This is a genomic window from Devosia sp. A369, from assembly GCF_054489345.1.
Map to the genome: position 1 here is coordinate 1 of NZ_JBTMWV010000001.1, position 24174 is coordinate 24174.

General features: G+C 62.9%; 22 protein-coding genes. 3 read left to right on the forward strand and 19 right to left on the reverse strand.

Annotated elements, in window-relative coordinates; genetic code table 11:
- Positions 1-203: 203 nt before the first annotated feature.
- The 6 genes from ACX3OZ_RS00005 to dusB all read right to left on the reverse strand — a co-directional run bounded on the left by ACX3OZ_RS00005 (position 204) and on the right by dusB (position 5901).
- On the reverse strand, positions 204-950 hold the full coding sequence (locus tag ACX3OZ_RS00005) for a hypothetical protein (protein WP_459097131.1): 747 nt from the start codon (positions 948-950) through the stop codon (positions 204-206).
- A 34-nt stretch (positions 951-984) separates the two neighbouring features.
- Positions 985-1449, reverse strand: a complete 465-nt coding sequence (locus ACX3OZ_RS00010; protein WP_459097132.1) for a hypothetical protein — start codon at positions 1447-1449, stop codon at positions 985-987.
- 3 nt (positions 1450-1452) lie between these two features.
- Entirely contained in the window at positions 1453-1680 is a 228-nt protein-coding gene (locus ACX3OZ_RS00015) for a hypothetical protein (protein WP_459097133.1), read from the reverse strand.
- A 680-nt stretch (positions 1681-2360) separates the two neighbouring features.
- Entirely contained in the window at positions 2361-3806 is a 1446-nt protein-coding gene (gene ntrC / locus ACX3OZ_RS00020; protein WP_459097134.1) for a nitrogen regulation protein NR(I), read from the reverse strand.
- Complete coding sequence (locus ACX3OZ_RS00025; protein WP_459097135.1) at positions 3803-4942, reverse strand: two-component system sensor histidine kinase NtrB; 1140 nt, start codon at positions 4940-4942, stop codon at positions 3803-3805. Before ACX3OZ_RS00025 ends, ntrC begins: the two co-directional genes overlap by 4 nt.
- On the reverse strand, positions 4939-5901 hold the full coding sequence (gene dusB, locus ACX3OZ_RS00030) for a tRNA dihydrouridine synthase DusB (protein WP_459103611.1): 963 nt from the start codon (positions 5899-5901) through the stop codon (positions 4939-4941). The genes ACX3OZ_RS00025 and dusB overlap by 4 nt, the downstream gene beginning before the upstream one ends.
- A 216-nt stretch (positions 5902-6117) precedes the next feature.
- Between dusB and ACX3OZ_RS00035 the strand changes: the two genes are divergently transcribed.
- Both ACX3OZ_RS00035 and ACX3OZ_RS00040 read left to right on the forward strand, forming a co-directional pair.
- A complete protein-coding gene (locus tag ACX3OZ_RS00035) occupies positions 6118-7308 on the forward strand; it encodes a bifunctional 2-C-methyl-D-erythritol 4-phosphate cytidylyltransferase/2-C-methyl-D-erythritol 2,4-cyclodiphosphate synthase (RefSeq protein WP_459103612.1) in 1191 nt (396 codons plus the stop codon).
- Entirely contained in the window at positions 7308-7814 is a 507-nt protein-coding gene (locus tag ACX3OZ_RS00040; protein WP_459097138.1) for a CinA family protein, read from the forward strand. Before ACX3OZ_RS00035 ends, ACX3OZ_RS00040 begins: the two co-directional genes overlap by 1 nt.
- A 172-nt stretch (positions 7815-7986) precedes the next feature.
- Here ACX3OZ_RS00040 and ACX3OZ_RS00045 read toward each other — a convergent pair whose 3' ends face one another.
- The 13 genes from ACX3OZ_RS00045 to aspS form a co-directional block, all read right to left on the reverse strand.
- The gene (locus tag ACX3OZ_RS00045) at positions 7987-8430 is read right to left on the reverse strand and encodes a type II toxin-antitoxin system RatA family toxin (protein ID WP_459097139.1); all 444 of its coding nucleotides are present in this window, start codon (positions 8428-8430) and stop codon (positions 7987-7989) included.
- Positions 8431-8462: 32 nt separating this feature from the next.
- Positions 8463-9416: a lipoyl synthase gene (gene lipA, locus ACX3OZ_RS00050; RefSeq protein WP_459097140.1), complete on the reverse strand. Its 954-nt coding sequence runs from the start codon at positions 9414-9416 to the stop codon at positions 8463-8465.
- A gap of 15 nt (positions 9417-9431) precedes the next feature.
- Positions 9432-9689: a GlsB/YeaQ/YmgE family stress response membrane protein gene (locus ACX3OZ_RS00055; RefSeq protein ID WP_459097211.1), complete on the reverse strand. Its 258-nt coding sequence runs from the start codon at positions 9687-9689 to the stop codon at positions 9432-9434.
- A gap of 113 nt (positions 9690-9802) precedes the next feature.
- Positions 9803-10060, reverse strand: coding sequence for a GlsB/YeaQ/YmgE family stress response membrane protein (locus ACX3OZ_RS00060; RefSeq protein ID WP_459097141.1), 258 nt, complete (start codon positions 10058-10060; stop codon positions 9803-9805).
- A 42-nt stretch (positions 10061-10102) separates the two neighbouring features.
- A complete protein-coding gene (gene lpdA, locus ACX3OZ_RS00065; protein WP_459097142.1) occupies positions 10103-11542 on the reverse strand; it encodes a dihydrolipoyl dehydrogenase in 1440 nt (479 codons plus the stop codon).
- 27 nt (positions 11543-11569) lie between these two features.
- Complete coding sequence (locus tag ACX3OZ_RS00070; RefSeq protein ID WP_459097143.1) at positions 11570-12217, reverse strand: SGNH/GDSL hydrolase family protein; 648 nt, start codon at positions 12215-12217, stop codon at positions 11570-11572.
- Between the two features lie 12 nt (positions 12218-12229).
- Positions 12230-13570 (reverse strand): pyruvate dehydrogenase complex dihydrolipoamide acetyltransferase, encoded by a 1341-nt coding sequence (locus ACX3OZ_RS00075; protein ID WP_459097144.1) that lies wholly within the window; start codon positions 13568-13570, stop codon positions 12230-12232.
- An 11-nt stretch (positions 13571-13581) separates the two neighbouring features.
- A complete protein-coding gene (locus ACX3OZ_RS00080) occupies positions 13582-14955 on the reverse strand; it encodes a pyruvate dehydrogenase complex E1 component subunit beta (protein ID WP_459097145.1) in 1374 nt (457 codons plus the stop codon).
- 89 nt (positions 14956-15044) lie between these two features.
- Positions 15045-16064 (reverse strand): pyruvate dehydrogenase (acetyl-transferring) E1 component subunit alpha, encoded by a 1020-nt coding sequence (pdhA, locus tag ACX3OZ_RS00085; RefSeq protein WP_459097146.1) that lies wholly within the window; start codon positions 16062-16064, stop codon positions 15045-15047.
- 117 nt (positions 16065-16181) lie between these two features.
- Complete coding sequence (locus tag ACX3OZ_RS00090) at positions 16182-16583, reverse strand: FtsB family cell division protein (protein ID WP_459097147.1); 402 nt, start codon at positions 16581-16583, stop codon at positions 16182-16184.
- A 97-nt stretch (positions 16584-16680) separates the two neighbouring features.
- Positions 16681-18966 (reverse strand): NADP-dependent malic enzyme, encoded by a 2286-nt coding sequence (locus ACX3OZ_RS00095; protein WP_459103613.1) that lies wholly within the window; start codon positions 18964-18966, stop codon positions 16681-16683.
- 109 nt (positions 18967-19075) lie between these two features.
- Positions 19076-20677: an EAL domain-containing protein gene (locus tag ACX3OZ_RS00100; protein WP_459097149.1), complete on the reverse strand. Its 1602-nt coding sequence runs from the start codon at positions 20675-20677 to the stop codon at positions 19076-19078.
- Positions 20678-20959: 282 nt separating this feature from the next.
- Positions 20960-22753 (reverse strand): aspartate--tRNA ligase, encoded by a 1794-nt coding sequence (aspS, locus tag ACX3OZ_RS00105; RefSeq protein ID WP_459103614.1) that lies wholly within the window; start codon positions 22751-22753, stop codon positions 20960-20962.
- A 199-nt stretch (positions 22754-22952) separates the two neighbouring features.
- Between aspS and rnd the strand changes: the two genes are divergently transcribed.
- A complete protein-coding gene (gene rnd / locus ACX3OZ_RS00110; protein WP_459097151.1) occupies positions 22953-24122 on the forward strand; it encodes a ribonuclease D in 1170 nt (389 codons plus the stop codon).
- The last annotated feature ends 52 nt before the right edge of the window (positions 24123-24174 follow it).

The window sequence follows — 24174 nt, forward strand, 5'->3', positions numbered from 1 at the left end:
CCACGGTATAGATCCCCAACCCTCCTGCAAGCGTCGCAGAAGGAAGATAGGTGGCCGACTTTTACGCCGCCCGAAGCGGGACTATCCCGCCGCTACCGTGGACTAATTTTGCACCGCCGCTCTCACTGCCCGACGGCAGGCTAAAATCGTCGCTGTCGGGACCAAGCAGGATGGTGCTTAAACTCACCGGACGCGTTCTATCGTCATTCCCGCAGTCGGTCCCGTGGGACCGTCTTGAGGTGCGCGTTCAAGCCCATGAAGGCCATCTCGATGGCCACACAGGCTTCGCCCAGCGCCTGGTATACCTGGTTGTCGACCAGGTCCACGACAATCATCCAGCGGCTTAGGTGCATTGCCGCCAACACCCCAAACCGGGTGAGGTCGTAGGTGAGGCCTATTAGACGCGTCTCATCCACGAACGGTCCGATATGGACAGCGCCTTCCGGGGCTATAAGCCCGACCGCTTCCGAGTTCGGGTGTGTGCCGTAGCGAGAGTAGAACGTGTAGGGCGCCTGCCGGGCACCCCGGTCGACGCCATCGATCGCGTTCAGCAGGTCCCGGACTTGCCCCGGCTTGTATTCCTTCAAGCCGGCTTCCTGGCCGAGTGCTATCCACTTCGGCAGATGCTCCGGGGCCCGGCTGAACAAGTCGAGCAGATAGGCGCACTCCACGATGTCCCGGATCATGATGCCGGCAGGTTGGAAGAAGCCCTGCAGGATCAACTCGTCGGCGGCGCCTATGCTGTTGAGGACCCGGATACCGAGAACCTGCTGTGCGACCAACTCCCGTTCGGCCTGGCCGTCGTCGTGCCGCGGCGTAAGCGTCACTGCGGCTGCGGCGGCGAATAGGTCAATGGCAACAGTGCAGAGGCGCATGCACTCCAGCTGCCAAGGGTCACCATCCCTCAACGCGGCCATCTCCGCCTGGATGGCCGTCGCGCTTACCAGCATCTCGACGATGCCTCCCGCATCCGGTTGGTCATTGCTATGCTGCGTTGACGGCGATCTCGAGGAGGATCTGCTTATCGACCCCTGCCCCAAGCACGACCTGCCACTTCGTGAATCCGACACCACCCTCGTTGGCGGCAGGGAGGTTCACGATCAGAGGGACCGCTCGCGTACGACCGAACGAGCGCTCTGTCTTCGCGTAAATACTTAGCGAGGTGTCCACCCTGATGACCGCACCCAGCGGCTTGCCGTAGCCGGGATCGAACGCCGTCGTTTCGTCGACCTCGATCCGCACGTTGGGAACGATGAGCCCGGACCAATTCTCGGCCCCCGCAGCCGGGAAGTAGCTGAACTGAAATTGGTCACTCAGGAACACAACGGTCGGAGCATCGTCGAGAATCCCCACTATCGCGGCCGCCTCATGCTTGCTGCGCGGAAGGATGAGGCTCCTCAAGGGCGCCGAATGGAACGTACCAACGGTGAACTCTTCTGGCGCCAGCATGGATTACCACCTCTCCTGGAGCGGACTGACGAGGTTCTCCCAGTAGAGTTCCGCACCGCCCTCCGGGGACAGCTTCCTGTCGCCCTGGTCGCCGTAGTGCATCATGCCCATGGTCTTGAGGTAGATCGCCTGGTCGTCGGCATCCACGTTGAGGGACTCGTTGATCGTGTTGCCGGCGGTCGTGTGGCCCTGGACGTAGTTGATGCCCCGCCCAAAGCTGTCACCGCCCATGTAGATGGTGGCCTTGGCGACGTCCTTTCCGTCCCGGTAGACTGTGGCGAAGAAGCGGTTGGCGTCGACCCGCCGGAATACCCCCTCGATGCCCGGGTTGCGTTCCGCAAGCTCTGCCAGCGAGTTCGTCGACTGGACGGCCGCTAATGCAGCTCATGAGTATGCCGAAGCGCTATTCTATGTGGCGCTGGACCGTTCATCACTAACCGGCAAACACGACAGCTTCAGCCAAGGACTTGCGGAAGCCAGTTATGGCCTTGCGTGGCCGCCGACTCCCTAAAATTGTCGGTTGCAACCGCGCATCCATTTTTGGCCGCGGGGGGGTGTTTCGTTCGCGGAATTTGCGCCGGTAAATTGCAGTGCCCTTCGGTAAGACCTTCTCGGAACGGCAGCTTTCGGGAAGTCGTCGAAGGGTCTTGGATGACTGCAATGGGCGCAAACCTGACAAGGCGCGGTTCGTGATCGAGCGGCGTACGAATGCCCATATTCGAGGTAGGATATATTGGGCTTACAGGATGCGGTTCATTGATTCAGCCGCTGTTTAATTGCGAATACCGCGCGCATACGTGATGACAGTCAGCGCCAGTGGCGCGTTTTCAGGCGATCAGGCCCGAAGAGCTACGCTCGCAGGGCCCAGACGCAGGCCAAATGCGATCTCAACAAAGCTGTGAGGGGCCAGATTACCCGCCCCGCCGGCTCTGCTTCACGATCTCGATGCTATGCATGCGGATCTTCTTGCGCAGCGTATTGCGGTTCAGCCCGAGCAGCTCGGCCGCCTTGATCTGGTTACCGCCGCAGGCATTGATCGCCATGGCGATCAGCGGCGCCTCCACCCGGTCGATGACCCGCTGATACAGCCCCGGCGGCGGCAGGTTGGGCTCATATTCGCGCAGCAGCTGGCCGACATGGGTTTCCACCGCCATGGCCACATCCATCGGGCCAGCTAATGCGACCGCCTGTGGGCGTTCGGTGATGTTCAGCTCGTTCTGCACGATCTCGGCCGAAATCGATTCGTCGGCATAAAGCGCCGACAGCCGCCGCACCAGATTCTCCAGCTCGCGGACATTGCCGGGCCAGGAGTAGTTCTGCATCAGCCGGATGGCTTCCGGCGAAATGGTCTTGACCGGCTCGCCATCACGCTGCGCCGTCTTGAGGAAATGCGCCGCCAGATCGCCGACATCGTCGACCCGCTCGCGCAGCGGCGGCAGGCGGATCGGCACCACATTGAGGCGGTAGTACAAATCTTCGCGGAACAGCCCCTGCCGGATCATCTGGCTGAGATCGCGATGCGTGGCGGCGACGATGCGGACATTGGTCTTGATGGCATTGCGCCCGCCGACCATGGTGTATTCGCCCTCTTGCAGCACGCGCAGCAGGCGGGTCTGGGCATCCATCGGCATATCGCCGATTTCATCAAGAAACAGCGTGCCGCCCTCGGCCTGCTCGAAGCGGCCCGACGAGCGGCTATTGGCCCCGGTAAAGGCCCCCTTCTCATGGCCGAACAATTCAGCCTCGATCAGGTCGCGGGGAATGGCCGCCATATTGATGGCCACGAACGGTCCGTTGCGGCGCTTGCCGAAGTCATGCAGCGCCCGCGCCACCAGTTCCTTGCCGGTGCCGCTCTCGCCGGTGATGGTCACCGTCAGGTCGGTCTGCATCAGCCGCGCCAGTGCCCGGTAAATATCCTGCATGGCGGTCGAGCGGCCGACCAGCGGCATGGTTTCGCCCGGCTCCTCGACCCGGCGTTCACCCGCCGGCTTGCGCGCATCGGCCAGCGCCCGCGCCACCACCGACAACACCTCGGCGATGTCGAAGGGCTTGGGCAGATATTCATACGCCCCCACCTCCGACGCCCGGATAGCGGTCATGAAAGTGTTCTGCGCGCTCATCACGATCATCGGCAGGTCGGGGCGGAGCTTCTTGATCTTGGGCATCACCTCGAAGGCATTGCCGTCGGGCATGGCGACGTCGGTGATCAGCACATCCCCCTCGCCCCGGCTGACCCAGTTCCACATGGTGGACATGTTGCCGGTGGGGCGAACCTCGTAGCCGGCGCGGGTCAGGGCCTGATTGAGCACCATGCGGATCGCGGCGTCATCATCGGCGAGCAGGACAATCTGGCTCATGTCGCCCTTTCTTCTTCATCAGGCAGTTGGAAGGCCGCGCTCGCCACCGGCAGCAAAATGCGGAATCGGGTCCGGCCGGGCCGGCTTTCGCAGTCGATGACCCCGCCATGGTCACCAACGATCTTGGCCACCAAAGCCAGCCCCAGGCCGGAGCCGTTGACCTTGGTGGTAACGAACGGGTCGAACAGGAATGCCAGCAGGTCCGCCGGGATGCCGGGGCCGTTATCCTCGATGACGATTTCGAGCGGCAGCGAGACCCGTTCCGCCGCGCCCATCACGCTGACGCGGATGCCGGGGCGGAAAGCCGTGGTGAACCTGATCTCTGGTTTCTGTGTCCGTTCAAGGGCTTCCGAGGCGTTCTTCACCAAATTCAGGAACACCTGAATGAGCTGGTCGCGATTGCCATAGACCGGCGGCAGCGACGGATCATATTCCTCGGAAAAGACGATACCGCGCGCCACGCCATTGCGGGCCAGCAGCTTCACCCGATCGAGCACCACGTGAATATTGATCGGCTCGCGCTCCATCGGGCGCTCGTCGCCAAACACTTCCACCCGGTCGATCAGATGAACGATCCGGTCGGTTTCCTCGCGGATCAGCCGGGCCAGCGGGATTTCCTCGCTGGTGACGGTCTGCTCCAACAGCTGCGCCGCGCCGCGAATGCCTGAGAGCGGGTTCTTGATTTCATGCGCCAGCATCGACGCCAGCCCGGTCACCGAACGCGCCGCGCCACGCGACACCATCTGTCGGTCGATCTTGTCAGCCATGGTGCGCTCCTGGATCAGCAGCGCCACGCGACCGTCAATGTCCGACAGCGGACTGGCATAGACGTCGGTCACCCGCTCTTCGCCAAAACGGGACGAGCCGATGCGCACCCGATATTCGGTCATCGGCGCCCGCCGTGCCGCCACGGTTTCCACCAGCCCGATGATCGGCGAGTCATACGCGATCAAATCGTCCAGTCGCTGCCGCGTCAGCACGCTGAGCGACGCGCCGAAAAACCCCTCGGCGGCATAATTGACGAACACCACCTGCCGCGTCTCGTCGCAGACCATGATCGGCTGCGGCAGCGCCTGCAGCACGCCCATGGCGGGAATAGGTTCGACGGCGGCAGTCACGGTCTCAAGCGCGCTCATGCCGCTGCTTCCTGCTCGGGGGCGAAAATGGCGCCAATCATGCGCAGCACCTCCGCCGGCGTTTCATTGTTCAGCAGCTCGTTGCGTACCGGCTTGTCCACCACGATGCCGGCGGCTTCCAGATACCAGCCCAGATGCTTGCGTGCCGCCCGCAGACCCACGGCAACGCCATATTCCACCAGGATGTCCTCATAATGCTCGCTGACCAGCGCCACCAGCGCCGCGCCCTGCGGCGCCTCGGGTCCGGTCTGGTCCTGCAGCCCTGCCCCGATCTGCGCCACCGCCCAGGGCCGCCCCTGCGCGCCCCGACCCAGCATCACCGCCGCCGCCCCGGATTGCTCCAGCGCCTCGCGCGCCGTCGCCAGATCGATGATGTCGCCATTGACGACCACGGGAACATCCACCGCTTCAACCACCCGGCGCACCAGCTCCCAGCGGGCCGTGCCCTTATAGAATTGCTGCCGGGTGCGGCCATGCACGGTGATCATCTGCACCCCGGCCTCGACGGCCCGCCGCGCCATCTCCGGCGCATTGAGGCCCTTGTCGTCCCAGCCCAGCCGCATTTTCACCGTCACCGGCAGTGGCGTGGCGCTGACCACGGCATCGATCAGCGTCATGGCATGGTCAGGCACCCGCATCAGCGCCGAGCCGGCATAGCCGCTGGTGACCCGCTTGGCCGGGCAGCCGAAATTGATGTCGATGATGTCGGCGCCCGCATCATGGGCAATCTTGGCGCCGCGGGTCATCCACTCGGCTTCGCAGCCGGCCAGTTGCACCATATGCGGCAGCGTGCCGGGCTTGCCCAGCTTGCGGGCCATTTCGTGGTTGCCCACGGCCAGTGCATTGCTGGCGATCATTTCGGACACCACCATGCCGGCGCCAAAGCGCTCGGCCAATTTGCGGAACGGCCGGTCGGTGATTCCGGCCATGGGCGCGAGGAAAGCATTGTTGCGAACCACATGGCTCCCGATGCTTAACTTACAGGCACCCTTTGACACGAATTGCCTCGGAAATGGTCATCTTGGAAGGTCTGCCTGCACAGTAGTCAAATCGTCTGGCGGCGCAATATGTTATCTGCGGCCTGCGACGGTTCGGCAGCCCTGCACTTGCCGCATGCCTTGGTGGGCGCTAGACCACATCGAGGTGGCGAATGCCAGTATCGAGTGCCCAGTTTCATGCGTCAAAAGTCCATTGCCGTCATCGTCGTTGCCGCCGGAAAAGGCGAGCGCGCCAGCGCGGATGGTTCGTCGGACTCCAAGCAGTATCGGCCCATTGCCGGCGTGCCGGTGCTGGCCCGTACGCTGCAGAGTTTTCTTGAACTGTCTGCCGTCACGTCTGTCCTCGCCGTCATCCACCCCGACCACGCCGACCGCTATGCCGCGCTGACCCTTGCTGATACGCGCCTGCTGCCGCCGGTGCTCGGCGGCGCGTCGCGTCAGGCCTCGGTGCTCGAGGGTCTCAAGGCGCTGGCCCCGAGCCGGCCCGATCTGGTGCTGATTCAGGATGCCGCCCGCCCCTTCGGCTCCCCGAGGCTGATTGGTGACGTCATTGCTGCCCTCGGCCAGTTCGATGGCGCCTTGCCCACCGTGCCGGTGACCGACACCATCAAGCGCTCGCTCGACGGGCAGTTGGTGGCGACCACCGAGGATCGCCGGCAGCTATTTGCCGCGCAAACGCCGCAGGGCTTCCGCTTCGGCCAGATTTTCTCGGCGCATATGCGCGCCTCCACCCTGCGCCGCGATTTCACCGACGATGCGGAGATCGCCGAATGGGCTGGTCTCCGTGTCGCCATGGTCATGGGCGACCGCAACAATATCAAAATCACGCATCCCGAGGATTTCACTCGGGCTGAGCGCATTCTTTCAGGAGATCACACCATGGAAACCCGCGTTGGCACCGGCTACGACGTCCACTCGTTCGAGCCCGGTGATGCCGTCTGGCTGGCGGGTGTCCGCATTCCGCACAAGGCCAAGCTCAATGGCCATTCCGATGCCGACGTGGCGCTGCATGCGCTGACTGACGCCATCCTGGGCGCCATTGGCGAAGGCGATATCGGTGTCCACTTCCCGCCCTCCGACGAGCAGTGGCGCGGCGCCGCCTCGACGGTTTTTCTCAAGCATGCCGGTGCCTTGGTGGCCAAGGCGGGTGGCCGCATCGTCAATCTGGACGTGACAATTGTTGCCGAAGCGCCGAGGATCACCGAACACGTGCCGGCGATGCGCCAGGTCATTGCCGATACGCTGGGGATTGCGACGTCACGCGTTGCCATCAAGGCGACGACAAATGAGAAGCTCGGGTTTATCGGGCGGGAGGAAGGGATCGTGTCCATGGCCAGCGCCAGCATTGAAATGCCGAGGGGGGATTGATGGCAGCCAAAGCCGCACCACAAATTGATCCGGGCAAACGGATCATCGAAATCCTGACCGAGAAAAACCAGACCATCGTTACGGCCGAGAGCTGCACCGGCGGTCTGATCGCCGCCGCGCTCACCGACATTCCCGGTGCTTCGGCGGCGCTCTATGGCGGTTACGTCACCTACGCCAATACCGCCAAGTCACGCATGATCCACGTGCAGGCCCGGCTGATCCGCGACTATGGCGCGGTGTCCAATCAGGTAGCCCGGGCCATGGCCGATGGTGCCCGCAACACAGCGCGCGCCGATTTCGCCGTCGCCGTCACCGGCATTGCCGGCCCCGATGGCGGCAGCGAAAAGAAGCCGATCGGTCTGGTCTATGTCGCCGTCTCATCGGAGCTGGCCACCGTCGTCATCGAACACCGCTTCGGCGACCTCGGCCGCGACCTGGTCCGCAAAGCCAGCGTCAACGCCGCCCTCGAACTGGTGCTGCACGTCCTGACCAGCGACAAGGAATAGCTGCGTACCGATGATGGCTACTGCGCCATCCCCACCCACCGGACGATGCCTCCCCCTTGACGGGGGAGGCTAGGAGGGGGTGCGAGAGCCCCGATGATTGGACCAAACCACCCCCACCCTTGATCCCTCCCCGCAAGGGGGAGGGTGTCGACTGCAGGCTTCGTGCGCCCCCTTATTCCCCGTAGCGCCGATCCGCCTCATCGGCAAACGCCCGCATGATCTCTTCCTGCTTGGCCGCAAACGCCGGCTCGGCCACGGCGGCGATGAAGGGATTGGAGATCTTGAAGTCGATCTCGAAGCGCACCCGCGTGCCCATACCTTCGGGCTCAAAGCTCCAGACGCTATCGAGATAGGCGAAGGGCCCATCCACCGCCTTGGCGCTGATGGTGCGTGCCTGGGCGTCCAGCGTCACCCGGCTGGTATAGGCCTGGGTGATCGGTCCGAAAAACAGCGTCATCTTGGCCAGCCGCACGTCGGCATCGCCGGCCGCCGGGTCCTTGCGAATTTCCATCGCCTTGCAGTTGGGAATGAAGCGCGGATAGTCGCCGAGGTCCGCGACGATCTCGAACATGCGCTGCGGCAGATGCGGCACATGCCGCTCAAAAAAACGCTTCATTTCAAATTCTTGTCTTGGTGACCCGGCACAGGCTAATGCCCCAGCCGGGCCATCCGCGCCGCCTTGAGGCGGGCAAAATCTTCGCCGGCGTGATGCGACGAGCGGGTCAGCGGGCTGGACGACACCAGCGCAAAGCCCTTGGCCGTCGCCACCGTGGCGAAGGATTTGAACTCATCCGGCGTCACGAAACGGATCAGCGGCGTGTGCTTGCGCGTCGGCTGCAGATACTGGCCGATGGTGAGGAAATCCACCTCGGCCGAGCGCAGATCGTCCATCAGCTGCAGCACTTCGTTCCGCTCTTCACCCAGCCCGACCATGATGCCCGACTTGGTGAACATCGTCGGATCGAGTTCCTTGACCTTCTGCAGCAACCGGATCGAGTGGAAATAGCGCGCGCCCGGACGGACCTTGAGATATTTCGACGGCACCGTTTCCAGATTGTGGTTGAACACGTCCGGCTTGGCCGCCACGACGATTTCCAGCGCCCCGTCCTTGCGCAAAAAGTCCGGCGTCAGGATTTCGATGGTGGTGCGCGGATTGCGCGCCCGAATGGCCAGGATCACATCGGCAAAATGCTGGGCGCCCCCATCGGCCAGGTCATCGCGGTCCACCGAGGTGATGACGACATGCTGCAGGCCGAGCTTTTCCACCGCCTTGGCGACGTTCTCCGGCTCGTGGGGATCAAGCGGTCCCGGCATGCCGGTGCGCACATTGCAGAAGGCGCAGGCGCGGGTGCAGATTTCGCCCATGATCATCATGGTGGCGTGCTTCTTGGACCAGCACTCGCCGATATTGGGGCAGCCAGCCTCTTCACACACCGTCACCAGCCCATGCTCGCGCACGATGGCCTGGGTTTCCTTATAGATCGGCGAACCTGGCGCCTTGACGCGGATCCAGTCCGGCTTGCGCAGCACCACGCTGTCGGGCCGGTTGGCCTTTTCCGGGTGGCGGGGCTTGAGCGCGGAAGTGTCGATCAGAGTGACCAAGGGATGTCCTGACTTCTAAGCAATCAACCGTGCCAGCAGCACGACGATAATGGCGCCGACCGTCGAGGTCACGATCTGGCGGGCCAGATCGTTGCGGATGCCGAGATCGATCCGCAGCGCCGTGAACAGATATCCCCCCACGAACGAACCGATCACCCCGCTGATGAGGTAAGTGATCAGCCCGCCGCCTCCAACGATCAGGCTGGCGAGAAAGCCCGCCACAATACCGATGCCGAGAAACACCAGGATCGCGCGATTATTATTGCCACCCATGGTGAAGCCCCCGCCCGCGCTTTGCCGTTCCGGTAATGCCATTTGTGTTTGCCCTCGCGAACTCTGCGCCGAATATTGCGTTCCGCGCGTCCGTCTTCAAGGTGCCCTGCCCCTTATCGCGCAATCACCCGCGCCACGGCAATGACGACGACAGCACCAATCGTCGCGGTGATGATCTGGCTGATCAGCGCATTCTCGATCGGCAGCGAAATCCCGGCCACCGACAGCAGCCAGCCACCTACAAAAGCGCCGATCACGCCGACAATCAGATTGCGCAGCAAGCCGCCGCCGCCCAGCACCAACCCGGCCAGCCATCCGGCGACCAGCCCGATGCCGAGAAAGATCAGCAGTTCCGTGGTTCCAACGCTCATTTTGTCTGCTCCAAAGCTGTCAAATCGAGACTACGGCGACCATCACATATTCAGCGCGCGGCCATAAGCATCCAGCACGCTTTCCTTCATCGTCTCGCTCAGCGTCGGATGCGGGAAAATGGTGTGCATCAGATCTTCCTCGGTGGTTTCGAGGTTCATGGCGATGACAAAGCCCTGGATCAGCTCGGTCACTTCCGCGCCCACCATATGCGCGCCCAGCAGTTCGCCGGTCTTGGCGTCGAAAATGGTCTTGACCAGCCCATCGGGCTCGCCCAGCGCAATCGCCTTGCCGTTGCCGACGAACGGGAAGCGCCCGACCTTGATCTCGCGCCCGGCTTCGCGCGCCTTGGCTTCGGTCAGCCCGACGCTGGCCACCTGCGGCTCGCAATAGGTGCAGCCCGGCACCTTGGTCTTGTCGAGGCCATGCACCTTCATCCCGGCGATCTTTTCGACGGTGATGACGGCCTCATGCTCGGCCTTGTGCGCTAGCATGGGCGGGCCGGCGACGTCGCCAATCGCCCAGATGCCGGCCACATTGGTCTGGCCATAGCCATCGATGACAATGGCGCCGCGCTCGGTCTTGACCCCGACCGTCTCCAGCCCAAGACCTTCGATATTGCACATCACGCCCACGGCCGAAATCAGCTTGTCGCCGGAAATCTGCTGCTTGCTGCCATCCTTGAGTTCGACGTGAGCGGTAACCCCAGCCTTACTCTTTTCGACCTTGGTCACCTTGGTGTCGGTCAAAATCTTGATGCCGCGCTTTTCAAGGCGCTTGCGGGCCAGCGCCGAGATTTCGGCGTCTTCCACCGGCATAATCTGCGGCAGCAATTCGATAATGGTCACCTCGGCGCCCATGGAGCGATAGAACGAGGCAAACTCGACGCCAATGGCGCCCGACCCCATCACCACCAGCGATTTGGGCATTTCAGCCGGCTTCATCGCCTCGAAATAGGTCCAGATCTTGTCGCCATCGGGTTCGATGCCCGGCAGCACGCGCGGCCGCGCGCCCGTGGCGATGATGATGTTCTTGGCCTTGTAGGTGCCCTCGCCCAGCGGGTTCTTCGGCACCGGCCCCTGCGGCTGCACAATGGCCTTCTTGGTCGGGGAAACCTTGACCTCACCCGGCTTGGTGATCACCGCTTCGCCCCAGATGATGTCGACCTTGTTCTTCTTCATCAGGAACTGGACGCCATTATTCATCTGGGCGGCGATGGCGCGCGAGCGCTTCACCACACCGTCGATGTCGACGCCGATCTTCTCGACCGTCAGGCCATAATCCTTGGCATGGCTCATATGGCCGAAAATTTCGGCCGAGCGCAGCAGCGCCTTGGTCGGAATGCAGCCCCAGTTGGAGCAGATGCCCGCCATATGCTCGCGCTCGATGATGCCCACCTTCATGCCGAGCTGCGCGCCGCGAATGGCCGCAACATAGCCGCCGGGGCCGGCGCCGATGACGAGAAGATCGTATTGGTCAGCCATTTGGGCCTCCATTTGGTCGATTGGGGTCTAGAGACCCAGCATTTGTTTGACGAGCGGCACCAGCCCCTCGCCGATCGCGCGCGTATTGGCAGCGTCGAGATGAACGCCATCGAGCGGGCTGGCCTTGGCCACCGTCGAGGCATCGAAAAAACCCGCACCGTATTCGTCGGCCCGGTTCTTGTAGTGGCGGGCAAACGCTTGCGACTGCGCGAGGGCGTCGGCGCCACCGAAATTAGTGGCAACGTCGGTGTTACCGGTTTCGCAAGGATGCGGCGGTGCGACGAGCAGGATTTGCGGCATTACCGCGCCCGGCTCAACGAAATGGCCGCGCACCACCTGCATCAACCGGCGCATCCCATAGGATGCGGTCAGCGCGCTGCCGTGGATGGCGGGCTTCAAATCATTGCTGCCCAGCATGATGATGACCAGATCGAGCGGCGCATGGCTGGCCAGCAGCGTCGGCAGGATCCGCACGCCGTTACGATCCGCATTGGCGGTAAAATCGTCAAACGCCGTGGTGCGCCCACCCAGCCCCTCAGCGATGACCCGGGCTTTGCCGCCCAGGCCCTGCTCCAATGTCGTTGGCCAGCGATCCGCATAAGCATGGCGCGGCCCGCCGGCCTCAGGATTGGCGCCGTAAGTCAGGCTGTCGCCATAGGCGAGAATGGTCTTCATGCGCCCTGCCCCTTAGGCCAGCATCATTACCGGATTTTCGATCAGGCCCTTGAATACGCCGAGCAGTTCCGCCCCCAGCGCACCATCGACGGCGCGATGGTCGCAGGACAGGGTCACCGTCATGAAGCTCGCCACCTTGACCTGCCCGGCCTCGGCATAGACGCGCTCTTCGCCGACACCGACCGCCAGGATCGTGCCATGCGGCGGGTTGATCACCGCGGCAAATTCGCGGATGCCGAACATGCCCAGATTGGACACCGACGACGCCCCACCCTGATATTCATGCGGCGCCAGCTTCTTGGACTTGGCGCGACCAGCCAGATCCTTGACCTCTTCGGAGATTTCCCGAAGCGTCTTGGTATCGCAGCTCTTGACCACCGGGGTGAACAAACCACCCGGCACGGCCACGGCAACCGCCACGTCCGAGCGCTTGTGATAGAGGATAGAATCCCCGGCCCAGGTGGCATTGGCCATCGGCACGCGCTGCAAGGCGACGGCCCAGGCCTTCATCACGAAATCATTGACCGAAAGCTTGTAGGACGGCTTGCCCTCCTTGCTCTTGGGGGCCAGCGCATTGATCTGCTCGCGCGCTGCCAGCAGCGCATCGATCTTGCAATCCAGCGTCAGATAGAAATGCGGCACGGTCTGCTTGGACTCGGTGAGGCGGGCAGCCACCACCTTGCGCATGCCATCATTGGGCACCAGCTCGTAGGAGCCTTCGGGATAGAGCGCCAGCACCTGCTCCTTGGTCATGCCGGTCGCAGCCACGCCGCCACCAGCGGCAGCACCCGGAGCCGAAGCCACGGCCTTGAGCGGGGTCTTGCCCGACTTGGCAGATTCCACGTCAGCCTTGACCACACGGCCCTTGGGACCCGAGCCGGAAATGGCCGCCACGTCGATCCCGGCTTCCTTGGCCAGACGACGCGCCAGCGGCGAAGCGAACACTTTGCCGCCCTCAGCCTTCGCTGCCGGAGCAGCGGCAGGCTTTGGCGCTGCGGCCACAGCCTGCGGCGCCGGTGCGGCAGCAGCCGGCTTCGGCGCTTCTGCCTTGGGAGCCTCGGCGGCAGGCGTCGGAGCAGCCTTGGGTGCAGCCGCCGCATCCAGGCTTTCGCCTTCCTGCAGCAGAATGGCGATCACCGCGTTGACCTTCACATTGTCGGTGCCTTCGGCGACCAGGATCTTGCCGATCTTGCCCTCGTCGACGGCCTCGACTTCCATCGTGGCCTTGTCGGTTTCGATTTCGGCGATCACGTCACCGGAGGAGACGCTGTCGCCTTCCTTGACGTGCCACTTGGCGAGCTTGCCCTCTTCCATCGTGGGGGAGAGCGCCGGCATGGTGATATCGATTGGCATCCCGGTTCTCCTTACGAGCGGTAGGTCACGGCATTGACCGCTGCGATCACGTCATCGACGTTCGGCAGCGCCAGCTTTTCGAGGTTGGCGGCATAGGGCATCGGCACGTCCTTGCCGGTCACGCGCATCACCGGAGCGTCGAGATAGTCGAACGCCTGCTCCATGACGCGGGCCGACAGCTCGGCGCCAATGCCGCCCTGCGGCCAGCCCTCTTCCACCGTCACCAGACGGCCGGTCTTCTTGACCGATGCAATCACCGTATCGCTGTCGAGCGGGCGCAAAGTGCGCAGGTCGATCAGTTCCACGTCGACCCCGGCAGCAACCAGCTTTTCGGTGGCCTGGGTGGCGTAGCGCATGCCCATCGAGAACGATACGATGGTCACATCCGCGCCCTTGCGGGCAATACGGGCCTTGCCGATCGGCAGCAGGAAATCATCGACCTTGGGCACAAGGCCGGTGGAGCCGTAGAGGATTTCGTTTTCGAGGAAGATCACCGGGTTCGGCGAGCGGATAGCCGCTTTCAGCAGGCCCTTGGCGTCAGCGGCGCTATAAGGCGCGATGACGGTGAGGCCCGGGATATGGCTGTACCAGGCCGAATAGTCCTGGCTGTGCTGCGCGCCAACGCGGGCGGCGGCGCCGTTCGGGCCACGGAACACCATCGGCGCCTTGACCTGACCGCCCGACATATACAGCTGCTTGGCCGCCGAGTTGATGATCTGGTCGATTGCCTGCATGGCAAAGTTCCAGGTCATGAATTCAACGATTGGCTTGAGCCCGGCAAAGGCCGCGCCGACCGCGAGGCCGGCAAAGCCATGCTCGGTGATCGGCGTATCGATGATGCGGTCGGGCCCAAATTCCTGCAGCAGGTTCTGGGTGATCTTGTAGGCGCCCTGATATTCGGCGACTTCCTCGCCCATCACGAAGACGTCCTTGTCGCGGCGCAACTCTTCGGCCATCGCCTCGTTCAGCGCCTGGCGCACAGTCATCTCGACCATTTCCACGCCTTCCGGCAGGTCGGGATCATTCTGCGCTTCAAACTTGGGCGCAGCCGGCACGGTCGGCGCCGGAGCCGCCATCGGCGCCTCGGCCTCTACCATGCTGGGCGTAGCTTCGGCGGCCGGTGCCGCTGCCGGCGCTGCGGTTTCGCCTTCGGCCAGCACCATGGCGATTGGGGTATTCACCTTCACCCCGTCGGTGCCTTCGGCAACCAGCAATTCGGTGACCACGCCTTCATCGACCGACTCGACTTCCATCGTCGCCTTGTCGGTTTCGATTTCGGCCAGCACGTCGCCGGACTTGACGGTGTCGCCGACCTTGACCAGCCACTTGGCGAGCTTGCCTTCTTCCATGGTAGGCGACAGCGCAGGCATCAGGATTTGAGGCATATCAGCTCTCCAGCAATAAGACGCCGGGCGTAGTCGCCACGCGGCGGGCAGATAGGTGAATGTTCAGCGCGGCAGCGCCCGCCATGGGGTCAGGCGCTGATGGTGATGTCGGTCCACAGCTCGGCAGCATCGGGCTCGGGATCGGTGGTGGCGAAATCCGCCGCCGCCGTAACCACAGCGCGCACATCGCTCTCGATGGTCTTGATCTCGTCCTCGGTCAAAACGCCAGCTTCCAGCAGCCGCGCCTTGACCTGCTCGATCGGGTCGCGCTCCTGGCGGTACTTGGTCACTTCGTCCTTGGAGCGATACTTCGCCGGGTCGGACATCGAGTGGCCACGATAGCGATAGGTCAGCATTTCGAGGATGAACGGACCATTGCCCGTGCGGGCATATTCGATGGCGCGCTTGGCCGCATCATAGACCATGCGCACATCCATGCCGTCGACCTGCTCGCCAGGAATGTCGAACGACGCGCCACGCATGGACATGTCAGTGGTTGCCGCGGCGCGCTCGATCGAGGTGCCCATGGCGTATTTGTTGTTTTCGATGATGAAGACGATGGGCAGCTTCCACAGCTTGGCCATGTTGAAGGTCTCATAGACCTGGCCCTGGTTGGCCGCGCCGTCGCCAAAATAGGCCAGCGAGACCGAGCCGTCGCCCTTATACTTGGCCGCGAAGGCCAGGCCGGCGCCAATCGGCACCTGGGCGCCGACAATGCCGTTGCCGCCATAGAATTTGTGCTCGTTGCTGAACATGTGCATCGAGCCGCCCTTGCCTTTCGACAAGCCGCCCTGACGCCCGGTCAGCTCCGCCATGACGCCCTTGGGATCGAGGCCCATGACCAGCATGTGGCCGTGATCGCGATAGCCGGTGATCTGGGCGTCCTTGCCCTTCTCGCTAGCCATGGTGATGCCGGTGACCACGGCTTCCTGGCCGATATAGAGGTGGCAGAAACCACCGATCAGGCCCATGCCATACATCTGGCCGGCCTTTTCCTCGAACCGACGGATCAGCAGCATCTCGCGATACGCTTCGAGGTCCTGTTCCTTGGTGAACTGAGGTACGTTGGATTGCATCTTGGCCTTGGTGGCCACAGCCTTACGCGCCATAGGGGGAACGCTCCGCATCGAAATGGAATTGCCGCCTGGCCCGACTTGGCCACACTTGCGCATCATAGTGCAAGCAATCCGCAGAACACAATGCTCAAATGCAGCAGACAACCGCCGCTAGAGCGTTGAATCTGCTTCGATAAGACGCATTAACTCATCTGTGGCTAATACTTGGAATTTACCAGAAAGTGGTTTACCCGTATGCGGGTCGACCATGACCAGAACATCGTCCTTATTGGCCATATTCAGCAGCCGCCGCGCCCGCTCGGTGACGATATCGGGGTCGAGCCGGCGCGTATCCATCAGCGTGGCGCGATGGCGATAGGAATCGATCTCGGCCTGCAGCGCCGATGATCTGGCCTTGAGCTGGTCGATATCGAGCAGGATCTGGGTGCGGTTTTCAATGCCGAACTGCCCGCCAATGGCCGAGAAGCCGAGATAGCCCTGAAAGCCAAGCAAGGCGGCCGTCATCGCCAGCGGGCGCCAAATGGACGGGCGTTTTAGACGGGTGGTGGGCATGAATGGGCGAACCGAATACTGAACCCCACCACTATGGCTGACAAGGACTTAACGCGGGGTTGCGACAGCGCCACCCCGCGTCATTCCAGTCAACTCGCTACGGCGTTTCTGCCGCGATCGCCTCCGTCGCCGCAATCGCCGCCATATTGACGATGCCGCGGCTGGTGGTCGACGGCGCCAGAATATGCGCCGGCGATTTCGGCCCCATCAGGATCGGGCCGACCGACAGCGCATTGTTCATTTCCTTGAGCAGCGTCATCGACAGGTTTGCCGCGTCGAGATTAGGGAAAATCAGCAGATTGGCTTCCCCGCTCAACACGCTGTCCGGCACGTAGCGCTCGCGCAAATCCTGATTCAGCGCCAGATCGCCCTGCATCTCGCCTTCGACAATCAGGTCGGGGGCGATGGCTTTGAGCTTCTGATAGGCATCGCGCATCTTGTAGGCGCTGTCGCCGTCGCGCGAACCGAAGTTGGAATAGCTCAGCAGCGCCACCTTGGCCGGAATGTTGAACCGACGCAGGTGATTGCGCGCCTGCAAGGCGATACGGACGATTTCGTCGGTCGTCGGGTCCGGGTTCACATAGGTATCGGCGAGGAAAAACGCCCCCCGTGGCATAATGAGCATCGACAGCGCCGACACGTCGGTCACGCCGTCCTGCAGCCCGATGATCGAGCGGATATCGCGGACATGCTTGATGAACCGGCCCTGCAGGCCGCAGATCATCGCATCGGCTTCGCCCCGCTTCACCGCCAGCGCACTGATCACCGTGGTATTGGTGCGCACCACCTGCCGTGCGGTGTCCGGCGTCACCCCGTCGCGGCCGACCAGCGAGTGGAACAGGCTGACATAATCGCGGTAACGCGGATCGTCCTCGGGATTGATGATCTCGAAATCACTGGGCTTCAGATTGAGGCCAAACCGCTCGATGCGCGCCTCGATCACCGAGGGACGACCGACCAGGATCGGCCGGGCGATCCGCTCTTCCAGGATCACCTGGGCGGCGCGCAGCACGCGCTCATCCTCGCCATCGGCAAAGGCGATGCGCTTGTTCTTGCCATGCGCCCGATCGATGATCGGCTTCATCACCAGCCCGGAGCGGAACACGAAGCGGTTGAGACTGTCCTGATAGGCGTCCCAATCGGCAATCGGCTTCTTGGCCACGCCCGATTCCATCGCCGCGCGGGCCACGGCCGGCGCGATGCGCAGGATCAGCCGCTGGTCGAACGGGTTGGGAATGATGTGGTCAGGGCCGAACACCGCCGGCGTGCCCGAAGGCGAGGACTCCAGCCCCGGATCATGCGCCAGCCTTGCGATGGCCCGCACCGCCGCCAGCTTCATTTCCTCGTTGATCGTGGTCGCCGCCACGTCGAGCGCGCCGCGGAAGATGAACGGGAAGCACAGGACGTTATTGACCTGATTGGGAAAGTCCGAGCGTCCGGTGCACACCATGGCGTCCGGCCGCGTCGCCTTGGCCAGATCCGGCATGATTTCGGGATATGGATTGGCCAGCGCCAGCACCAGCGGCTTGGGCGCCATCTTCAGCAGCATCTCCGGCGTCAGCGCACCAGCCGCCGACAACCCGACAAACACGTCCGCGCCATCGATCACTTCGGCCAGCGTGGTGAAGTCGGTGGTGCGGCGGAACTGGCCGCGCCACTTGTCATTGACGTCATTGCGCTTGTGGCTCAGCAAGCCATCCTTGTCGGCGACCCAGATATTCTCATGCTTGGCGCCCAGCGCCACCAGCACATTGAGGCAGGCAATGGCCGCCGCCCCTGCCCCCGAGGCGCAGATTTTGACGTCCTCGATTTTTTTGCCCTTGAGCTCCAGCCCATTGAGCACGGCGGCGCCGACGATGATGGCGGTGCCATGCTGGTCGTCATGGAACACCGGGATCGGCATGCGCTCGCGCAGCGTTTCCTCGATTTCAAAGCAATCCGGCGCGCGGATGTCTTCGAGGTTGATGCCGCCAAAAGTCGGCCAGAGCGGCGCCACGGCGTTGATGAACTTCTCCGGATCGGTCTCGTCGATTTCGAGATCGAACACGTCGATGCCGGCGAATTTCTTGAACAGAACCGCCTTGCCCTCCATCACCGGCTTGGAAGCCAGCGCGCCGATATTGCCCAGCCCCAGCACGGCGGTGCCGTTGGAGATGACCGCGACGAGATTCTGTCGCGAGGTATATTTGGACACCGAATCCGGGTTGGCGGCGATTTCCTCGCAGGGCGCGGCCACGCCGGGCGAATAGGCCAGCGCCAGGTCGCGCTGGTTGCCCAACGGCTTGGTCGGCTGAATTTCCAGCTTGCCGGGCTTGGGGAACTCATGGAAGTGGAGCGCTGCTTCACGCAGGGCGTTCTTCTGTTCGTTGACGTCGCTCGACACGCAATCCTCCTCGGCAGACAGGGCATAGGCCGCGTTGGTGCCACCAATCGCCGGCGATGAAAAGTGGGTACCTCCAGACTGGCCTGCGACTAAAGTCGCAAACCCCGACTTATGCGGCGCTGGCAACGCCGCCGTCGATGCGCCCGCGCGGTGCGTGGGCGGCGTGGAGCGCCAGCGCCAGCTGGCGGAAGGCGCCGATCTTGAGCGCCGGCGCAAAGATGAAGCCCTGCGCCTGAATGACGCCCCGCGCCCGCAGATACAGCGCCTGCTCCTCGGTCTCGACGCCCTCGGCGACGATTTCGCAATCGAGATCCTTGGCCATGGCAATCAAGCCGTCGAGCACGGCAACCTGCGTGGTGCCGGGCTTGATCATGTCGACAAAAATCCGGTCGATCTTGATCACATCGACGCCAAGCGTCCCCAGATAGGCCAGATTGGAGTGGCCGGTGCCCGCATCATCCATCGCCAGCTTGGAGCCCAGCGCATGCAGGCCGGCGATAACGCTATTGGCGATGGCCGAATTGGCCAGCGGGTGCCGCTCGGTGATTTCGAACACCAGCTGGCGGAAACTGATCGGCGAATTGCCGAAAATGGCCTGGACGTCCTCGACAATACTGTCGTCGCGGAAGTGCCCCTCGAACAGATTGATGGAAATCTTGAGGTCCGGCACCTTCTGGCTCAGCTCGCCCAGGTCGAACTTGACCTGCTGCATCAGCGACAGCGTCATCGGAATGGCCAGCCCGGTCACCTCGGCATAATCGATGAAGGCGCCCGGCTGTACCACCTGCCCGTTCTTCTTTTCCCAGCGGCACAGCACCTCACAGCCCATCAGCTCGCCGGTGCGCAGATTGATCACCGGCTGGTAATAGGGCTTGATTTCGCCGCGCGCGATGGCCCGTTCGAGGTCGAAGGCCGGGACGCGCGAGCGCCGCACATAGCTTAGCGACAGCAGCAGGAAACCCGCGCTGATCAGGCAGGCGATGGCGGTAAAGGCAACATCGAGGCTGGTATAGCTGGCGCGGGCCATGACGAAGGGCACGGCATATTCCACCTTGAGCGGCAGCTCGCCGGCAAAGCTCTGGGCAAAGACAAACTCGGCGCTCGACCCGCGCCGGTCAAAACCCGCCGCATCGCCCACCGCCAGGATCGGCGTGCCATTGGTCAGCAGCACCCGCAGCATCGAGCCGCCGGCAATGCCCTGGGCCAGTCCGCCGGCCGTCTGGCTCATCAGCGGCACAAAGGCCGACACCTTGCGGGTCTGGCCGAAGGACTGGGTGATCTTGAGCGCCGGCATCGCCATCTCGCCCAGCTGCACCACGGTGATGCTCTCGGTATGGCCCGGTACCGGCAGGCTTTCCGACAGCGGCGAGAACACGACATTGCGGCCAAAGGCGTCGCAATACTGGACGCCATCGGCGTTCTCGACCAGCACCTGCTTCAAATTGAGACTGGATTCGATCTCGCGCTGCACATTGGCGATAAATGTCGGCGTGCACAGCGATGGGCTCTCGGCCAGCACCCGGCGCAGCGCCCGAACGGCATCATTTACACTGATTTCAATTTGTGAGGAAACTGTACCAACATACTGCCGTGTGTTGGCTTTTTCCTGGACGCGCACATAGCTGTCCAGCACATAATCCACCGCCACAATGGGCACGAACGCCAGCAGCGCCCCCATCAGTGTCAGGACATGTGAATATTTGGATTTCAAGTCACGAATCCGAAATGACCGCTTCAACGGTCCATCGGTAGCAATTTGCGTTTAATACACCATTAACGCTGGTTAATCGGCCGGAAACCATGTTGGCGAGCGTGGAGGGACAATCCACACACTGTAGCTAGCGCCAAATTTCCCAGTCGACACCCTCCCCCTTGCGGGGAGGGATCAAGGGTGGGGGTGGTTTGGCCCCAATCATCGGGGCTCTCGTCACCCCCTCCCAACCTCCCCCGTCGAGGGGGAGGTGCAGTTCGGTGGCTGTGGTTAGCCGCGCCCCTACTTGTCCTGCACGTTCAACCGAATGCTCAGCTCGCGCAGCTGCTTGGGGGCCGCCGGGCTCGGTGCGCCCATCAGCAGGTCTTCGGCCTGCTGGTTCATCGGGAACGCCGTGATTTCGCGCAGATTCTGCACGCCGCATAGCAGCATGACGATGCGGTCCACACCGAAGGCGGCCCCACCATGCGGCGGTGCGCCATACTGGAAGGCGCGATACAGCCCGCCGAACTGCTCTTCGACCTCGTCGCGGCTCTTGCCGGTCAGCTCGAACGCCTTGACCATGGTCTCGGGCAGCTGGTTACGGATCGACCCGGAGGCGATTTCAAAGCCATTGCACACGGCGTCATACTGATACGCCTTGATGGTCAGCGGGTCCTGACTGTTGAGCGCGTCGATGCCACCCTGCGGCATGGAGAAGGGGTTATGCGCGAAGTCCACGCGCTTTTCCTCTTCGCTCCACTCGTAGAACGGGAAGTCGACGATCCAGCACAGCGCGAACTGCTCGGTGTCGACCACGCCCAAATCCGTACCGGCCTTGGTGCGGGCTTCGCCGGCAAACTTGTAGAACTTCTCCGGGCGGCCGCAGACGAAGAACACCGCGTCGCCATCATCCAGACCCAGCTGGGCCTTGAGCGCAGCAGTGCGTTCCTCGCCGATATTCTTGGCGATCGGGCCAGAGCCCTGCCCGTCCTTGAAGAAGATATAGCCCAGCCCCGGCTGGCCCTCGCCCTGTGCCCAGGCGTTCATGCGGTCGCAGAAGGCGCGGCCGATCGGCTCGGCGCCTGCCTTGTTCTTGGCCGGAATCGCCCAGACTTCCACCTTGGAATCAGCCTCGATCTGGCCGGCGAACACCTTGAAGCCCGAACCGGCGAAATGCTCGGTCACGGCCTGCATTTCGATGGGGTTGCGCAGATCCGGCTTGTCCGAACCATATTTGCGGATCGCGGTGTCATAGGGAATGCGCGGCCATTCCTTGGTGACGCGCTTGCCCTCGGCGAACTGCTCGAAAATCGAGGTGATCACCGGTTCCGTGGTGTTCCACACGTCTTCCTGGGTAACGAAGCTCATTTCCAGGTCGAGCTGGTAGAATTCGCCCGGCAGGCGGTCGGCGCGCGGGTCTTCGTCGCGGAAGCACGGCGCAATCTGGAAATAGCGGTCAAAGCCGGCCACCATCAGCAGCTGCTTATACTGCTGCGGCGCCTGCGGCAGGGCAAAGAACTTGCCGGGATGAATGCGGCTCGGCACCAGGAAGTCGCGCGCGCCTTCCGGCGAGCTGGCCGTCAGGATCGGCGTCGAATATTCGGCAAAGCCCTGCTCGGTCATGCCGTTGCGCATCGCCGCGATCACCTTGGTGCGCTTGACGATATTGGCATGCAGCTTTTCGCGGCGCAGGTCGATGAAGCGGTACTTCAGCCGCACGTCTTCCGGATAGTCCTGATCGCCGAACACCGGCAGCGGCAATTCCTTGGCGGCCGACAGCACTTCGATCTCGCGGATGAACACCTCGATGGTGCCGGTGGGCAGGTTCGGGTTCACCGCAGCGGCGTCGCGCAGCTTCACTTCACCATCGATGCGGATGACCCATTCCGAGCGCACTTTTTCGGCGGCGGCAAAGGCCGGAGAATCAGGGTCGATGACGGCCTGCGTCAGCCCGTAATGGTCGCGCAGATCCATGAACAGCAACCCGCCATGGTCGCGGATACGATGCACCCAGCCACTCAGACGCACGGTCTGGCCGGCTTCGTTGGCAGTGAGAGCCCCGCAAGTGTGCGAGCGATAGCGATGTGTGGTCATGACGAAACTCTGCAAAAAGGCCGGAATCTTGGCGGGAAAAGCGCATGGGAGCCCCCGCTTGTCAAGGTAATCGGGCCCCGAGGACCCCGACGCCACCTGCCGCGCGGTAACCCTTCCCTGATACTCAACAAATCCGGTATGGAGTGGGCTTGCCGCACCTGCTAGGAAGAATAACGACGAATTTGAGACGGACGCCGGTATGGACCTCATAGTTTCCACAGATATGCTCGCGGCATTTTGCGAGCGGGCCGCTAAATTTGACTTTGTAACTGTCGATACCGAGTTCCTGCGCGAAACCACCTACTGGCCCAAGCTCTGTCTCATTCAGGCAGCGACCGAAGACGAGGCGGTGCTGATCGATCCGCTGGCGCCCGACCTCGATTTGAGCAGTTTTTTCACGCTGCTGGCCAATCCCAACATCACCAAGGTGTTCCACGCGGCCCGGCAGGATATCGAAATCTTCGTCAAGCTGACCGGCAAGGTTCCGGCCAATATCTTCGATACCCAGATCGCCGCCAGCGTCTGCGGCTTCGGCGACAGCGTCTCCTATGACAATCTGGTGCGCGCCATCACCCAGGTCGAACTCGACAAGTCATCGCGCTTCACCGACTGGTCGGCCCGTCCGCTCACCGAAAAGCAGCGGCTTTACGCCGTCGCCGACGTCACCCATCTGCGCGATATCTACAAGGAACTGCGCAAGCAGGTCGAAGCCACCAAGCGCTGGGACTGGGTCGAGGACGAGCTGGGCGTGCTGCGCAGCATCGACACCTATGTGGTGCAGCCCGAGCAGGCGTGGGAACGCCTCAAGATGAAGATCAATCGCCCGCGCGATCTGGCCGCGATGAAAAAGCTCGCCGCCTGGCGCGAACGGCGCGCCCAGGACAGCGATCAGCCGCGCAGCCGCGTGCTTAAGGACGATGTGCTGTTCGAGCTGGCCATGCAGCGCCCGCTGACCGCCGACGCCTTTGAAAAGCTCCGCGCCGTGCCGCGCGGTTTCGGCCGCAGCTCTGCCGCCGCCGAAATCATGGTGCTGCTCAAGGACGTGGAAGCCCTGACCAAGACCGAGCTGCCCACCATGCCCGAGCGCTATCGCGGTCCCTCACCCAAGGGCGCCGTCGGCGATCTGATCCGCGTGCTGCTAAAGTCTGTCGCCGAACAACATGGCGTCGCCGCCCGCATTCTGGCCACCTCCGACGATATCGACGCCCTGGTGCTCGATGACGATGCCGACGTCCCTGCCCTCAAAGGCTGGCGCCGCAAGCTGTTCGGCGAAAAGGCCCTCGACATCAAACACGGCCGCATCGGCCTTGTCGCCACCCGCAAGGGCATCGTCGAATTCGCGGTAAAAGACAGCGTCCCGGCCGAATAGCCGCAGGGCCTCAAAAAACGCGGTGTCACCCCGGCCTTGAGCCGGGGCCCAT